Genomic DNA, 16,885 nt, shown 5'->3' with positions numbered 1-16,885 from the left:
CCCTTTTCATCCTCTTCACCTATTAATAGAAAATCAATAATAACTAATTTCCAGTTACAATATCCAAATCGATAATCTGAAAGGACGGATCATTCCCCTTAGTTATTAAATAATAAATATCATCCTTAATATCTCCCTTTTCTAACTGGATCAAGGAGGTAACTTTTTCAAATATGTCTTTAATTTCAATTTTCTTAGTACCTTTAATGCTAATCGATCTAATACCAATTGTTGTATCCGGCTTATTTCCTAAATCAATTCTAAGATTGTATATCCTTTTAGCAGGTAATTGAGCAGTTATGCTATTTTTATTATTAACATTAATCTTAACTGAATTATTTTCATTAAACCCCTTTCCCAAATCATAAAAAATCTGTATTTCTCCAGTAATTTCGTTTCCAAAATTCATCATCACGCTTGTACCTTTATCTGTATAATCATTAACAAATTCAAACTGAGGGTCATCGCCTGATGTGATCAATTCTAAATACTCCCCTGTATTCTTCATCGTAGCAATATCATGCTGTGGAACTAACATATCTTGTAGTTGGGCGCTATCATAATTTTTTATAACACTATTATTTTGAATGGTGATTTTTGAAATTTCAATTTTTTCATTTGTATGATTCCCAGGATCAAATCTAAATTTGTAAATAGGCTTAGTTGGTAGGTTAAAGTATAGCCTTTTTCCATCAGTTTGATTATATATACCAGCATAAGCAGTGTCTTCCTCATTAAAGCCGTTACCTGTATCAAAATATAATTGATATTGATTGATAACTGGCTCTTTCAATTCTACAACTAGAACTGGAGTGTCAATTACAACTGAATTTAAACCATAGTACTTTGCATAATGTTCATTAGAAGTATATTTGGGATTCGAGGTTATATCGAAAATAAACACTCTATCGCTGCCCTTTATAGAATATGGAGGGAGTCTAACATCATTATTCCCAGTGGCTATAGCGTCTGCTACTATTTTCTCCCTAAGAGCATTTTCATGTCCAACTATCTGAATATCTTTAAATAGATTGGTAACTGACATCAAAAAAGGGATAATGGCTATTAGTATTATAACGGATTTAAACTTTTCATTAAGGTTGTTAGAAAGTATCATTATTGAGATCACAATAGAAATCGCCCCCACAAACGTAGCCCGTGAAGGAAACTCAGGTGAGGCAATCATCGCAAGATAAGAAGTAAATCCTGATATAAAAAACACAAGAGATAGGCCTACTGCTTTGATTTTCGACTGTGACCTCTGAAATAATACAAAAAGAAACATAATTATGAATATACTGAACAAAGCTCTTTGTTCATACAAAACGATATTCTTTAATGATTGAAAAAAATTAAGAACTTGATCCTTTAGACTCAAATCAAAATACATAATTTCCTTTCTCACTCCGTTACCTGGAGCCAAAAGAAGGAAAACAGCACCAATAATAAGACCTATTGCACCACTTACAAACCAATATGGAATTTTTTTGTACTTATACACTACAAAAATAAACGTCATTCCGACAAACACAACTGCAGTTACCGCCGCATTTTCTTGAGACCAGCCCGCTAAAAGCCCCAGAAAGAACATCGCCGTAACGCTTAGTATATTATTTTTAATAATTTGTTTATCTTCCATTAAATATCTATACGGCAAAAGGAAGGCTAAAACAAACACCGTAGCCCATAAGTAGTTAACTGACCCTGCAAGCCAAAATGTTGTTTGTCCCATTACAGGTATCAGGAACCATAGAAGCAGCGTTACAATAACAAAATCTCGCAAATCTTCTTTATTATTAAATTTCCTAACTCGGACAAAGGAACATACTAAATATATTAGAGCTACAAAAAAGATCGAATTAAAAATATTAAAATAGTCTTTCCCTAACAACAAAAAAAATTGTACTATAGCATGAATTAATACCCTTCCGGTCCAATTATAGTATAAGTTATGTTGTGAACGAATAATATCATAGAAACTACTTAATTTCGTATCACCACCACTAATAAAACTATAGGCGAACTCGTCATTCCAATAAGGGGTAAAACCATTCAGCTTGAGAAAATACCCGAAATAAATAATAGATAAGAATATTATTAATACTCTATAAATGTTAACCGTTTTATCATCAACATTAATCTCAATTTTCATTTATAACATCCTTATTTAATTTTTTATTTTCTTAAATTGATCCTCTTTAAACTTAGAACTTCTAAAACATTCAAATTGGCACGTGAAATTATGCGGAGCATTTTTTTGCTTCTCATACCCACTTCCAGCCTTATAATCACTTGAATCTCACAAAAACTACTCGTAGATTTATTATTTTCCATTGGTTTCAATCAGACTCAGATAAGAAATGAAAAGCATTACTTTCGATCTATGAGTGATTGTCTTAACTGATAAGCAAGGTTAAACGGTGTCTTGGAAAATACCCAGAACTTTTCAAGTGACATATTTTCAATCTGAGATAAGAACTCGTTTCTCCAGTTTTGTGGACTAGGACATAATTTATTAATTAAATTTTTCTTTCTACAATTATAAAAAAAACCTCCTAATACAGTTTTAACTTCTCTATCAACTACGTTATCTAACTGTAAATACGAGTTATTTCCGTGTAGTCTATAGTAATAGGTTGTTTCCGGTATATAAAGTGGTTCAGTAATCAATAAGCTTTTTAGAATAAAATCCCAATCATGACAGTATTTCAAATTTCGAAATCCTCCAACTTTACAATATATATCTCGAGTAAATAACATATTTCCAGTCGATATAGCTGCGTTATGGGGGATAAGAGACCATCCAACTGTTGGAAAGCTGTTTATTGAGTTTTGAACTGCAACAAATTTCCCAGCTTCCCCTGTGGTAGTATCCGCTAAGTTTCCTTCTCCATCAATTACGCTTATCTTTGAAAAAGAGAATTCAGCATTTTGAGCAATCATTGCCGACATCATTATTTCAAAACGATTTTCATCATATAGATCATCTGCATTAAGAATAGAGATATATCCACCAGTAGAAATATTAATTCCCTCGTTTATAGAATAATGAGCTCCACGATTCACTTCATGCTTTATGAAGTGTATTTTACCATTAAATCGTTGCTTCACCCTTTCTTGAGATATCAATCCATTTATTAAAGCCACACTGTTGTCTTTTGAAAAGTCATCAATAATCACTAACTCCAGATTTTCATAAGTCTGACAGACTACTGATTCTACTGATTCAACAATAAACTTTTCATAATTATACGATGGAACAATTACACTAATTAAAGGCATATTAGTCATTAGATTTGTCTCCTAGTTTATTAGCGTACATTTAAAGCTCTTTGTGTAGCCTCCAGATATCCATGTCCATATTTTGTATCTGGTTCTAAATGCGTTCCTTCAGCCCATTCATTCCATGCATTTACAAAAACAATTTGATTATCTTTTTCATTAAATTTCCTAGTGTAGTCTATTAAACCGATCATCCATTTCTCATATTCACCAGGAGAGGCATCGAAGAATATATTAGATGATTTTTTTCTTCTAGCGGTATTATCCCAACTTAACATTGCACCACGGAACCATTTATAATCACTGGAATTCTTTTTTCGCAGATTCCGCTCTACAACCTCTTTATAATTATAGATGTTCCCATCAAATTCTGGATCCAAGCCTTTAATTTGGTCCGAAATTTCCGCAGCATAAACACCATGTGGAGGGAATTCCACGGCAGAGTCGCAACCATGAATTTCTGGGTCCTGTTGACCAAAAGATTGAACCATACACACATGTAAATCCTTGATTCCGTTCGCCCTGCATTTCTCTTTCCAATATTTAACTGTATTTTTTAAATCAGGGAAAAGTTCTGCACGATATATCAAAATAATAGGCACTCCATCTTCAATACAAATATATCTGCTGTCTTTTAACATAGGTATAACCTCTTCAATAAATCTTTTATCCGAGTCTTCATCATGAATCTGCTGCATCAATAATTCTTTTTCTTGACCATCCCAACGTCTAGACCAGCTTTCATTGGCCCAGCAAATACAAAAAGGAAAGTCTAGTTCCTTATTTTCAAGCACATCATTTAACGGTTTTTCAAGCAGTCTCTTTCCATTGAACCAATAATAATAATAACAGAACCCGAAGATGTTATATTTATTAGCTAATTCAACTTGACGTTCTTTTATGTCCTTATCTTTCACTAAGTTATAATAGCCCAAATCAGTTGGGACGTGAGGTTGATAATGTTCTTCATATAAAGGAAGTGCCTTTGTAACATTGGTCCACTCAGTAAATCCCTTTCCCCACCATTCATCATTTTCTGGAATTTCATGATATTGAGGAAGATAGAAGGGAATAATCTTAACTTTCTCTTTCTCAGCTTCTTGCCATTGAGATACAGTAGCACGTTTGTGATACATGACTTGTGGGATATGCTGAATAACATTACTTTGTAAAATGAGCTTATCCTTCAAGGAGGTATAGAGATGTATTCCTAAACTTTCCTTTAGAATATCGGATTTCACAAATACAGGCCCAATAAATTCACTTATATTCTTTATATCTGCAAGAATATAATTTCCTTTTAAAAGAGGAGAAAAGTGTTCCGTGCCGATAAATCGATCTTCATCCATATATATCAGTTCACTTTTTGTTTCTTTGATAGCTTGTGAAGCATAATAAAACGCATTAACAGATATGAAATCCTCTTCTTCAAGGATAAATGAATAATCACCTGAAATATAAGGGATTGCAGTATTAATATGATCCATGAAATTATCACTAATTACTTCCAGAGTTTTAATTTGAGAATTGCCAAAACGGCCACTTAGTCCAGACACACTATTCCCTACTATAATGATTTCATATTTTGCATACGACTGTCTCTTCACGGAATCTAGACATGTATTTAAAAACTCGAAATCCCCACTATGGAAGGGTATAATAATCGATAATAAAGGATCGCTAGCTAACTCAAGATAATTCACAGGATCTTGTTCAGTATACTTGTAAGCCTCATACCCCTGCTGCATTCCTGAGTCCGATGAGTGATTAATCAGTAATGTTTCTGCCCTTTTAATGACCCACCTTAAGCCGTGTTCTCTCCATTTTCGATACCCCTTTTTAATTAACTTCAAAACCCCTTCATTTCCATTTAAATTAGCATATTTTTCAAAAGCTAATTTAAAGTATGAGGCAAAGGATATCTTTTCAACACTCAAATTTCCAAACTTAAAAGAACCTGGCATATCTCCAGGATCTAATCTTAAATCTATAACATCTTGATCAAATTTCACAATTTTAAAATGAGTATTCTCCTTTTCGTTCAGTACGCCTAGAAGTAACGACTGTTCTTGGCTATACCCACCACCATAATTTATATAAAGACGTAAATACCTAGTATCACTTGATGCTCCATGCCAGACAATTTTGTAAAATCCCTTTGTATACGCTTCTTTAAAATACATTTGAGGATCATTATTAATGCTAACCCACTCACTAGAAGGTTCATTTGTAGCATTCGACTCTAAACCATATAAAGAGGAAACTTTCATCATTCTTTTCATTAGTTCTTTCCTTTCGTTTGACCACTGATTTTCCTACCAAAACTACTTATTTTCTGCACTGTCCGCCACCAAAATGTACTTTCTATTTGATTTATATATTGTTTACTCACTCTCAAGTCATTTTGTAAGATATCAATCTCATCAATAAGTTGAGATTTTTCACTATTGAGGTCATTATTTAACTTCTTTCCGTCTATCAACTCATTTTCCAGTTTTTTTATTTCAACTTTGAGTTCGTTAGTAACATCTTGAAACACCCGGAGTTGGTTCTGCTTTTCATCTATTTGTGATTGATAATTAATGATCGTATTATTTAATTTTTCATTTTCTTTATCGAAAAGCTCCTTCTCTTTATAGAAAAGCTCCCTCTCTTTTTCAATATTAGATTCTAATGTACCTTTGTATTTTAATAAATCCTCATGCGTTTTTCCAAATTCAAGAAAAAATCCATCCTCAAGAAACTGAATATACTTCAAAGTGACCACAATCCTCGACACATTAAAATCAGATTCGATAAAGAAATATACTTGAGGGTCATCCGTAGCAAAAAAGTACGTAGAGTCGGTTATATAACTTGCATTTGCATGAGTCTGACTCAATTCCAAGGCTTTACCGGCCGAATCAAATGCAATTGCTTTTTCGATACGAATAATACTTTTTTTATCCGCAGGATCAAATCTAAAGTAGTTCATGTTGGGTTCTACGGGGAAATGAAGAATCGCAGTTTGGCTAGTAATACTAATTTTCACACTACATTCCTCAGAAAACAAATCTTCGTCAGATTTTTTATAAAATAATTGACTTGTATATATTTCTGGCTCTCTAAACTCAAATGGGACATTCCTTTTCAAGTAACCCCGTAGTCTGGCTGTCGCTTGATTAGTCCCTACATAGTCAGCAAAGGTAATCGACATATTAGTATAATGCTCTATTCTATCGTTAGAAATTCCGAAGAAATCAAATAATGTTCTGATATCCACAAAATTAACTAGTGTTGTATAATGAGCGTAATAAAAGGTGTTAATCGCCCTAAAAGCTACAAACTCAACCGGTATTGGGAATTCTAATACCCATTCATAGTCCAATATTTTAAATACTTTATTTCCTAGAAAAAAGATGTTATCAAAATTCAAGTCAACATTAGAAGTAACAAAGGAATTCAAACCTTCAAGTGGGTATTTTTTATTAAAAAAATGAACAAATTGTTCTGTATTACTAAATGGTATATAGTTATGACCCGCAACATCATTAACTATTTGTTTATATTGATCTAAGAAATAGAAAAAATCTTTTTTTTTCTTATTAAGGGCAGACTCTAAAATCAACTCATCTAGACTGCGGGCTGTGATATATTCAAAAACCAAGGAATCATTCTCAAATTCAGGCTGTAACAATACATTTGCTTTATAATGAGCGCTCAATTTCCCGTAATTTTCAAAAATGTTTCGAATATGTCCAGAACCAGCCGGTGTAACTGCCTGTTTCTTCACTTTCTTAAGACCGCCTTGTTCGTAAATAACGGTTTTCATTTGAAAGTGAGGATGCCGGTCTTTGCTATATCTCGTATATAGTATATTCAAGTACTTCTCACTCCTCAAAATGATACTTAAGCTTTTCACTTAGAAAAGACTAAAAAAGAATTAGAAAAAAAGGGATATTCACCTTCACTATGCAAAATGCTATCATAAACGGCTTGCTCACTAAAAAGGAGAGTCCTAGACTGGTCATAATTAACTAAGTCATTTTGCAATTCCCCGATTTTCGGCAATCTTCCATCTGAATAAATTGAATTAGGCAGTTTATAATCTGGGTATGGATAATAAAACTTATTTTCTGTAAATCCAGCATTAACTAGCTTTCTAGTTAACTCCGGTTTTGAAAACGTATATACTTGCCGGTCAGATGGATAATCTTCCAAACCGTCAAATAGTATTCCTGTATGATCTTCTTTAGCGCCTGCCCAGTACTTCAAGCCAAACTTATTTTCAATAGCAATTATCAAAGTTCCGTTTGGCTTAAGATTTTTCTTTATATTTTTCAAAAATTCATCGTAAGGTGAGTCGGAAGCAGTATATAGCGCAGCATATTCCAAGACACCAATAAGAGTTATATAATCAAATTTCTTATCAAATTTAACATCATTTAAATTGCCTACAATGATTTCCAAATTAATCTTATCACTATTGCGATGAAGGTTAATTAACGACCTCTTTTTTGATAGTTCAACCGAAGTCACATGCTTACATTTGTCACAAAGCACTCCAGTAATTGCGCCGCATCCAGCTCCAATTTCTAATACTTCAGCCTCTTTTTCAAAAGGATACCACTCCAATAAATTGTGTCTTTTTTTCGAGAAATGGTACAAAATTGGCCAGCGGGTATCATTTGCAATTACATTGTCAAAATCAGTATTATTCTTAGCTATCTCAAGCATCTCATTTTCTATTTCGCCATCAGAGTACAAGTCCTCTCCACCATAAAACGATAAGTTAAGCCGCTTGTCTTCATAGCTGTCCACTTGTTCCAATCCTCTCATTCTTTTGAACTTTTATGTTTGAATCCATATCGAAGAAACCTACGCTATTTTTATTTGCAATTACATGAATATTAAAGATGTCATATAATCGATTGTATACCACAAAATCATTGTTTTCATACCCAGTACAACCAAAAGAGATCAAATAATCTCCGCCTTGCAATGAAATATTCTGAGTAAATTCAATTTCATAGATATCATTTTTTCTGATTAACCCTGTATTAACCGATTCGAGCATTGTATTTGTACCAGTAATTTCAGTACCTCTAATATCTTTTATGCTAAAAGCAAATATTGGATCTGTGATATCTTCGTTGAATTGCACTTTCATCTTCAGCTTAAATTCTTTACTCTTCATGATGACATTTGTTAAATCTCCCTTATGATCAAATACTCCAAAATCAATAATCTGCGCTTTATTATTTCCATAATCGCTAAAGGAGGGATTAATATTAATCCCTTTTTTCCACTGATTTTCAACAAAAGTGTTTTTAACGTCCATGCTTTCCACTTCAGAGTATTGATTAACTAATATTTTTTTATAAATGTCAATCATAGGGCCAGGTGCCCCTTCATCAACGATGATACCCTCATTCATAACAATGACCCTGTCACAATATTTCATTACACTACTCATATCATGAGTAACAAATATTATCGTCTTACCTTGTTCTTTAAATTCACTGAATTTTTTAAAACATTTTGCTTGAAAGAAAATATCACCTACGGATAACGCTTCGTCCACAATTAGTATTTCAGGTTCAACATTGATGGCTACAGCAAAAGCCAATCTAACAAACATACCACTCGAATATGTTTTTACCGGTTGATGAATAAAGTCACCAATATCTGCAAAGGCAGTAATATCGTCGATCTTCTTATCAACATCTTCCTTGCTCATCCCCATCATCGTTCCATTTAGATAAACATTTTCCAAACCAGAGAAGTCAGGATTAAACCCCGCTCCCAGTTCTAATAGAGCAGATATTCTACCTTTAACAGATAACTCCCCAGAAGTTGGTGACAAAACTCCAGTCATTATTTTCAAAAGCGTAGATTTACCAGAGCCATTTTTCCCAATTATACCCAGTGCCTCTCCTCTTTGAACATGTAACGTCATACTATTCAGAGCAAAAAAATCCTTGTGATAATTCTTGCCAAATATACTCAAGGACTCTTTCAATCTGTCAACAGGATTTCTATATAACTTATATATTTTGGTTAGATCATTTATTTCAATTACATTCTCCATTTTTACACTCCTTAATTCTATAGAACATCTGCAAAGTGAGGTTTTAATTTTTTGTAGAGTAAGCCTCCTATTAATAAAAGCACGAAGGTAACGATCCAAAAATATAAAGTCTCAAATGGTTTCTCCCAAAACCACGTTTTATTTAAAAAACAATCGCGATATCCTTCAGCAATATAATAAAAAGGATTCAATTTGAATAAGAACTGATATTTGGGAGGAGTAATATCTAAAGACCAAACGATAGGCGTCAGCCAAAATCCAATTTGCACAATTATTGATACAATTTGATTCATATCCCGGAAAAAAGGAACAATAGAAGAAGTAATAAAACTCACACCAACTAATAAGATAATCATTCCTGCTATGTAATAGATAACTTGAATCCAGTAAATATCAGGATAGATACCATAATAAATTAAAATCAAAAATAAAAATAATAGAAAGAATAAATGAATAAAGAATGATGACACTATCTTTACAAGAGGGAGGATGCTTATTTTAAAAACAACCTTTTTAACCAGAAAGCTGTATTCAGTAAAACTTAAGGTAGCATTAGCAAATGCCTCAGCAAAATAAAACCATGGAATCATCCCACAGATTAACCAAACCACAAACGGTGCACCACTCGTTGTAATCCCCGAGCGAAATCCCACTTGAAAAACAAACCAGTACAGTAAAATTGTAATTAATGGATTTGCAAACGCCCAAAATATCCCAAAATATGATCCTTTAAATTTCTTTTTAAAATCATTTTTAGCCAAACTATATATTAGTTTGTTTCTGGCATTCGTTTCTTGTGATAAAAATAAGTTTAACAATTTCCTTATCTCCTTATTGTTCTAATATTGAAGTTCCTTTTAGATTGTAGCCACTTATGCTAAAATATCCACGTACCTACAGGAAAAGGAGATCATAACGTGTCGAAACCAGTATACGGTAAAAATGCTGTACAGTCGAGAAATGTTGAAAAGATATCCAGTTACATATGGGCTTTGGTTATTGGTTTCATTGTGTTTTTGGTTTGGACCCCGTTTCAAGTGGGATTATTTAATGGGCAGCAGATCGACTTCGAGAAGCCGATTTATGTGTCATCGCTGCTGAGCAGCCTCTTGCTGCTGGTGTGGATAGGCTTGTACTTCACAAAGTTCAAGCTGGAAGGACAGCGTGACTTGCTGGCTGTGGCCTCGCTGCTGCTTCCCGCTACGTACGCGTTGTCGCTTATTGGCGCTGTTTCGCATTATATGGCGATGAACCTGCTGTTTATACAGAGCATGTATGCCGCAATATTCATTATAGCGTTATATCTGCTCCAGCAAAAGCAACTAAATGTTGTCATTCAGAATGCCATTTTGGCAATCGCTTATTTCATTGTCGGATTTGGGCTGTTAAACTGGCTCGGCAGCTCGAAATTCGCTGGCAGTATGGTAGGCTGGTTCTCTAACACTGTACGCAGTGGTAAATATTTGGACGCCGTGATGACAGACTCTAACGGCCTGCGTCTGACTTCAATTTTCCAGTATGCCAATACGTACGCTGCGTTCCTGATGGCTTTCTTGTTTGTGGCAGTGTTCGCACTTGTCCGCTCTAAAAAATGGTACGGCACATTGACTCACAGCTTCATGCTTGTACCGATTATTGTATCTCTGCTGCTGACCTTATCCCGTGGCGGGCTCGTAATGCTGCCTGTAGTGTTTATTCTTCTACTGTTGTTCCTGAAGCCTGCTCAGCAGATTCTTTGGATTATTCACCTTGCGATTTCTGGTATCGCTGCTCTGCTGGTTACCAGCCCACTAACTACGCTTGGAACTGAGCTGAATACTACTTTCACTTCGGCAGCTGCGTTAAAGGCCTGGGCGTACCTGCTTGTGGCCTCAGCAGTTGTTGCAGCTCTTGGCTGGGCGATTCAGCGTTTCGCCGCTCCATGGCTGCAAGAGAAGCTGGGAAGCTGGGAAACACGTAAAATGACTGGGCTGTGGATTCCACTCGGCTCGATTGTTCTTGTAGCGATTGTTGCTTTCCTGCTTATTGGAACAAGCGTACGCAGTATATTACCTGATAATATCGAAACCCGTCTGGAGAACATCAACTTCAAACAGCATAGTGTACTGGAGCGCATTACTTTTTATAAGGATGCTATGAAGGTTGTGAAGGATTATCCGATCATTGGATCCGGCGGCGGAGGCTGGGCATCCTTGTATGAGCATTACCAGAACAACCCTTATGTAAGTCGTCAGGTTCACAACTTCTTCCTGCAGTATTTAATTGAGGTTGGAATTGTCGGATTTATCGTGTTTATGGGCTTTATTGGATATATTTTCTATAAATACATCCGCGCTTACCTGAAACGGGACAAGGACGAGTTCAATAATGGATTCTTCTTCTACATTATCGCTCTATCCATTCTTGTCCATAGTCTGCTGGACTTTAACATGAGTTACGCGTTTATGGGGATTCTAGTTTTCATTGGTTTGGCAGGTATGGGAGCAGTTATGAACAACAAGCCTCTGCGCCAGAGCTGGAACAAGGCTGGACTGCGCTTCGGGTACCTTGCTGTGCTGGCCATCGGTTCTGTGTTCCTGCTCTTCCTGTCCATCAGCTATATCGGATCCAGTAATGCCGCACTTAAGGGCAAGAACCTGGTTAACGTCAGCCAATCCTATGAAGAGATTAAGACTCCGCTGGTCGAAGCACTGCAGAGTCGTCCTTTCCATCCGGAAGCGGCAATCTACCTTGCTTCCCTTGACCTGACTGTTTTTAAACAAACACAAGATGAGCAGTATCTGGCTGAAGCTTATAATGTTCTGAGCCGTGCACTTAAAGATGAGCCTTACAATAAAGATCTGCTGAAGCAATTGATCAGTTACTACGATCTCAAAGGACAAAGTGATCTGGGCTTCAATGTCTACCGCGACAACGCAGATAAATTCAATTGGGATATCGATTGGTATGAGGCATTGATTAGCCGTGCACAGGCCTTTGCAGCTGCAGCCAATGTGCAAAAAGACGAAGCTAAGAAACAGGATTACCTGACTGCCGGTCTTGAAGCATACCAGCATGTGGTTGACGGGGTACAGCACCTGAAGACTTTGCCGCCTGAACAGCTGCAGGGCCGTCCGTTCTCAATCACGCCAACAATTGCATTGAATGCCGGCAAGCTGCAAATGCTGTCTGGACAAGCCGACCAAGCTGCTGCTACGTTGAAGCTCGGTTTTGCAGACAATTATGCAGATATCGTCAGTAGCACATCACTATGGGACACTAACTGGTATAGCTCTCTGATTACCCGTGCCTTCGAAATGGCTCAACAATCCTTCGCTCAGCAGGATGAGGCTAACAAAATCATTCATCTCAACATTGGACTCGATGCCTACAATCAAGTGGCATCTGATCTGCAAGGCCAGCCTCTTCCTTCGTCAATCAACTTGAACGCAGGAAAACTTCAGTATATGGCAGGTCAGATACAGGCAGCCGCAGCGACTTTAAAGCTTTCCTTGAGCGATGATTACAGTGATGCAGCCAACCGTGAAGCAGCCCGCTGGTATTTAGCTGCACTGAAGAAATCTGAGTCCGCGCAGGACCAGACAGTCTATGATAAGCTCATTGCCGCTGATCCTGCAGAGGCTGCAGAGATTGACATCATTGTGAATACACAGTACTAATCGTTCAAAGGAAATATCTTAAGAACACATAGAGAAAAGCGGTCCACTGTCTGAGTTACGGTGGACCGCTTTTTTATGATTAAATGAGATATTTCGCGCAAGAATTGTAGTTAATAATGATTCAACCTGCTACCTGCTGTACAGCTTCTCTTCATTTTCTATAACCTCTTTAAGATACTGCAACAGCCCTTCTTTAAGCTCCTCATGCTGAAGTGCATAATGGATGCTTGTCTGAATGAAGCCCATTTTTTCACCAACATCATGACGTTTCCCTTCAAAATCATAAGCAATGATCCGCTCTACTTCGCTTAATCGGGAGATAGCATCCGTAAGCTGGATTTCTCCACCTACACCCACCTGCTGTTCGCCAAGCATATCGAAGATACGCGGGGTCAGGATATACCGTCCCAGGATCGCCAGGTTGGATGGAGCATCTTCTCTCTTCGGCTTTTCGACTAGGCGGTTGGCCTTGTAGACACGTTCTGCTAATTCAGTTCCATCCACCAGTCCATACCGGGAAACCTCTTCCCACGGCACCTGTTGAACTCCCACAATAGAGGATTTGTACTGATCGTATACATCAATCATCTGCTTAAGACAAGGCTTATTCGACTCTACAATGTCATCCCCAAGCAGAACAGCAAAAGGTTCATTTCCGATGAATTTACGTGCGCACCAGATGGCATGTCCGAGGCCGCGCGGTTCTTTTTGACGAATGTAGTGGATATCGGCCATTTCCGAGGATTTACGTACTGATTCCAGCAGCTCCCACTTCTGCTTCTCAGCCAGGTTAAACTCCAGTTCGAATGAGTTATCAAAATGGTCCTCAATCGCACGCTTGCCCTTCCCCGTCACAATGATAATATCTTCAATCCCGGAAGCCACTGCTTCTTCAACAATATATTGAATTGTCGGTTTGTCTACAATCGGCAGCATTTCTTTGGGCATCGCTTTGGTCGCAGGCAGAAAGCGGGTACCTAGACCAGCTGCGGGAATAATGGCTTTACGGATCTTCATCTCATAGCTCCTTCTATTATCTTGTTTGCACCATTTGATTTCTTATAGAAAAATGGCATATTTGATTCAATTATAGCAGTTATAGCAGATTTTTGGCAGGGTGATTGTGTTGCATCTTGGAACAGATGTAGAAAAAGCAAAGGCCAGATGGCCTGAGAGTGTATTTCTCCTCAAAGGCAGTCTGGCCTAGCATGTATTTATTAGATCCTGCATCAGTACATATACGTCTGAAGATTACACAAATTGCTTACTTCGCATTAACCAACTGCCCGCGTGTAACCCCAAGCTGGTTGGTGGCCTTCAGGCTTTTCCAAACCTGCGTTCCGGAGATTTCTCCGCGAAGTGCGCGGCTGTACAGGCTGATAACCTCAGCTACCTGCTCTGGTGTTTCCTCTAGGAACTCTACACGGAAAGAAGATACGCCAAGCTCACGGAAGTGATTCAGGTATTCTGCACCTGACTGTTCAACAGCGTTATAGACAGTGTTACGGCAGCCTTCATCTACACGGACGGGATGGGACATGCCGATCCGGTCCTGCAGTGAAGCACGCTGCTCCTCGCAAGGACGTCCGCAGTTGGTATAATCCGTACCTTCACTCATGAAGGTACAGTACACGCAGTGCTCGGTGTGGAACATCGGCAGATGCTGGTGAATAACAACCTCCATCCGCGAGGTGTCGCTGTGCCCCAGCAGATCGACCATCTGTTGGATGTTCAGGTCATACGACGGTGTCACCACGTCACAGCCGGCATTCAGGAACAGATCAACCGCTCTGTGGTTAGCGATGTTCAGCGAGAAATCGCCGATCAGCCGGGGATGCACAGCATCCGGATGCTCCATCCGGTGGCGCAGGTAATAATACAGCGCGCCGGTATTGCGCACCAGCACAGCATCCGGCTGCAGCCGCAGGATGTTGGCATGGTAGCCGTTCTCGTTCGGCATATGGATGCGCGGTGTGGCCAGCGTGATGCTGGCCCCTGCAGCCCGCACAGCGTCTACTGCCGCCGGGAACTGCTTGATGAACTCGAAATCGGCGTAAATGCTCGTCACGCCGGCTTCGAGTGCAGCCTGCACCTGCGGCAGGCTGCGGCACAGCGCGGTGAGCTCCGCTTCACCGCGCGCCTCGGCGGCGCCCCTGCGGGAGGCGCCGCCGTAGACCTCTACCTCCCGTTTCACATACACGGGAGGCTTTGGGCGCTCGCCTGCAAGCAGCTCCACCGCCTGGCGGCGGATGCTGTTCAGCTCGCGCATAGGCACGATCACGTCGCCTTGCAGATGCGACTCCAGCGCTTCAAGCTGGAACACGGTTCCGCCCAGGCGGCCGAATTGTTCTTCCAGCAGCGCGGTATCCATCGGACGCTTTTGCGCTGTCTCCAGCGGAAGCTCCGAATCTACACGGATGGTTACCTTCTTCTGGATGTCCGTCCACCAGGTCGTCAGCTTCTCACCAGCGCAGCCTTGCACTCTCACGTGAACCGGGAAGACCCGGTAAGGCTTCTCGGTCTCATACGACTGGCGCAGCGCCTTGTCGAGTGCCGGATCATTCGTCTTCCAGATGCGGTCGCCAACATGGAGACGGCGAAGATCCACATCATTGCGGCCGGGCACGATGTCGATAATCCAGCCTTCGCCGGCTTCGCCCTCCAGCTTGACGCCTTTGCGGCGCAGATCGTAGACGCGGCCGCCTTCCTCCTTCTTCGTCGGGTCTCCAGCATCGAACACAATCCCGTCACCGCGCTTAAGCGGAGCATGAATGCGGCAGACCACACCATCGCGCAGAATCTGTTCGACGGTTCCCATGAATACACCCCTGCTTTTCGGGAAGGTGCCATCTACTAATTTCTTATTGTTAGTTCCGTCCAGGAAACCATGAGTGAAGCCGCGCGAGAAGCTCTGCTGCAGCTCACGCATGTCCTCCTTCGAGGTCGGTGTCCAGTTACCGTCAAAATACTTATCAATCGCTTTGCGGTATTTACTAACCACATTCGCAACGTATTCGGGAGTCTTGAGCCGGCCTTCAATTTTGAAAGAGGTCACTCCTGCTTCAATCAGTTCAGGCATCAGATCAATAGCGGCAAGATCTTTCGGGGACAGCAGGTAGGTTACATCCCCCATCGGCTTCACTTCTCCGTCTACCACCAGGTCATATGGCAGGCGACAGGCCTGAGCACATTCTCCGCGGTTCGCAGAGCGTCCGCCCCACATTTCGGAAGTCAGACATTGTCCGGAGTAGGATACACATAGTGCACCATGCACGAAGACTTCCATCGGCAGGCGGGCCTGTTCGCCAATCGTGCGGATCTGCTTCAGATTATTTTCACGGCCAAGCACTACACGTTCCAGCCCCCAAGGCTTCGTGAATTCCACCGCTTCCGGTGAAGTAATTGTCATTTGTGTAGAGCCGTGAATCGGGAAATCCGGAGAGATCTCACGAATCATCTGGACCAGACCCAAGTCCTGTACAATGACCGCATCCACACCGGCATCCACGCAGGCATCAATCAGTTCTTTGGCATCCGGCAGCTCATTCTCAAACACCAGTATATTAAAGGTCAGAAACCCCTTCACTCCATAGCTGTGCAGAAAGGCCATAATCTCCGGCAGCTCGTCCATGCGGAAGTTGTTGGCTCTGGCCCGTGCATTGAATTTCTCTACGCCAAAAAAGACAGCATCCGCCCCGTTCGCCACCGCTGCACGCATGCAGTCCCAGTCTCCCGCCGGAGCCAGCAGTTCTACGTCTTCTCTGCGTAATCCTTGCTCTTTCATTTATATCCTCCTAAACCGCCGTTCTGGCGGATGTATGTCATCCCTCTAACTAATCAATTGTATCAAATATCACAGCTATCTGCCAGCAAA

10 protein-coding genes are annotated in these 16,885 nt (G+C 39.7%); 1 reads left to right on the top strand and 9 read right to left on the bottom strand.

Annotated elements, in window-relative coordinates:
* Nucleotides 1-43: 43 nt before the first annotated feature.
* The 7 genes from MKX70_RS08680 to MKX70_RS08650 all read right to left on the bottom strand — a co-directional run bounded on the left by MKX70_RS08680 (nucleotide 44) and on the right by MKX70_RS08650 (nucleotide 10,170).
* Nucleotides 44-2,152 carry a DUF3329 domain-containing protein gene (locus MKX70_RS08680; RefSeq protein WP_340839914.1) on the bottom strand — a complete coding sequence of 703 codons (2,109 nt, stop codon included), beginning with the start codon at nucleotides 2,150-2,152 and terminating at the stop codon, nucleotides 44-46.
* Nucleotides 2,153-2,370: 218 nt separating this feature from the next.
* Nucleotides 2,371-3,291 (bottom strand): glycosyltransferase family 2 protein, encoded by a 921-nt coding sequence (locus MKX70_RS08675; RefSeq protein WP_340839913.1) that lies wholly within the window; start codon nucleotides 3,289-3,291, stop codon nucleotides 2,371-2,373.
* A 20-nt stretch (nucleotides 3,292-3,311) separates the two neighbouring features.
* Nucleotides 3,312-5,564 carry a glycoside hydrolase family 99-like domain-containing protein gene (locus tag MKX70_RS08670; RefSeq protein ID WP_340839912.1) on the bottom strand — a complete coding sequence of 751 codons (2,253 nt, stop codon included), beginning with the start codon at nucleotides 5,562-5,564 and terminating at the stop codon, nucleotides 3,312-3,314.
* Complete coding sequence (locus MKX70_RS08665; RefSeq protein WP_340839911.1) at nucleotides 5,564-7,144, bottom strand: hypothetical protein; 1,581 nt, start codon at nucleotides 7,142-7,144, stop codon at nucleotides 5,564-5,566. Before MKX70_RS08665 ends, MKX70_RS08670 begins: the two co-directional genes overlap by 1 nt.
* A gap of 35 nt (nucleotides 7,145-7,179) precedes the next feature.
* Nucleotides 7,180-8,082, bottom strand: a complete 903-nt coding sequence (locus tag MKX70_RS08660; RefSeq protein WP_340839910.1) for a class I SAM-dependent methyltransferase — start codon at nucleotides 8,080-8,082, stop codon at nucleotides 7,180-7,182.
* Nucleotides 8,069-9,352: an ABC transporter ATP-binding protein gene (locus tag MKX70_RS08655; RefSeq protein ID WP_340839909.1), complete on the bottom strand. Its 1,284-nt coding sequence runs from the start codon at nucleotides 9,350-9,352 to the stop codon at nucleotides 8,069-8,071. The genes MKX70_RS08660 and MKX70_RS08655 overlap by 14 nt, the downstream gene beginning before the upstream one ends.
* 17 nt (nucleotides 9,353-9,369) lie before the next feature.
* Entirely contained in the window at nucleotides 9,370-10,170 is an 801-nt protein-coding gene (locus tag MKX70_RS08650) for an ABC transporter permease (RefSeq protein ID WP_340839908.1), read from the bottom strand.
* A 99-nt stretch (nucleotides 10,171-10,269) separates the two neighbouring features.
* Between MKX70_RS08650 and MKX70_RS08645 the strand changes: the two genes are divergently transcribed.
* Nucleotides 10,270-13,011, top strand: coding sequence for an O-antigen ligase family protein (locus MKX70_RS08645; RefSeq protein ID WP_340839907.1), 2,742 nt, complete (start codon nucleotides 10,270-10,272; stop codon nucleotides 13,009-13,011).
* Nucleotides 13,012-13,140: 129 nt separating this feature from the next.
* On the opposite strand, the gene galU is transcribed toward MKX70_RS08645, so the two are convergent.
* Both galU and MKX70_RS08635 read right to left on the bottom strand, forming a co-directional pair.
* Nucleotides 13,141-14,028, bottom strand: coding sequence for a UTP--glucose-1-phosphate uridylyltransferase GalU (gene galU, locus MKX70_RS08640; RefSeq protein WP_340839906.1), 888 nt, complete (start codon nucleotides 14,026-14,028; stop codon nucleotides 13,141-13,143).
* A gap of 247 nt (nucleotides 14,029-14,275) precedes the next feature.
* Complete coding sequence (locus MKX70_RS08635) at nucleotides 14,276-16,795, bottom strand: DUF3656 domain-containing U32 family peptidase (RefSeq protein ID WP_340839905.1); 2,520 nt, start codon at nucleotides 16,793-16,795, stop codon at nucleotides 14,276-14,278.
* Nucleotides 16,796-16,885 lie beyond the last annotated feature (90 nt).

This window comes from Paenibacillus sp. FSL R7-0312, from assembly GCF_038004445.1.
Taxonomy (GTDB): Bacteria; Bacillota; Bacilli; order Paenibacillales; family Paenibacillaceae; genus Paenibacillus_AQ.
This window is presented reverse-complemented; position numbering and strand designations above follow the sequence as displayed.

Bases quoted from the DNA above. Each gene is read 5' to 3' on its own strand.
- MKX70_RS08655 (WP_340839909.1), bottom strand. From the start codon at position 9,352: ATGGAGAATGTAATTGAAATAAATGATCTAACCAAAATATATAAGTTA.
- MKX70_RS08670 (WP_340839912.1), bottom strand. From the start codon at position 5,564: ATGAAAAGAATGATGAAAGTTTCCTCTTTATATGGTTTAGAGTCGAAT.
- MKX70_RS08635 (WP_340839905.1), bottom strand. From the start codon at position 16,795: ATGAAAGAGCAAGGATTACGCAGAGAAGACGTAGAACTGCTGGCTCCG.
- galU (WP_340839906.1), bottom strand. From the start codon at position 14,028: ATGAAGATCCGTAAAGCCATTATTCCCGCAGCTGGTCTAGGTACCCGC.
- MKX70_RS08680 (WP_340839914.1), bottom strand. From the start codon at position 2,152: ATGAAAATTGAGATTAATGTTGATGATAAAACGGTTAACATTTATAGA.
- MKX70_RS08675 (WP_340839913.1), bottom strand. From the start codon at position 3,291: ATGACTAATATGCCTTTAATTAGTGTAATTGTTCCATCGTATAATTAT.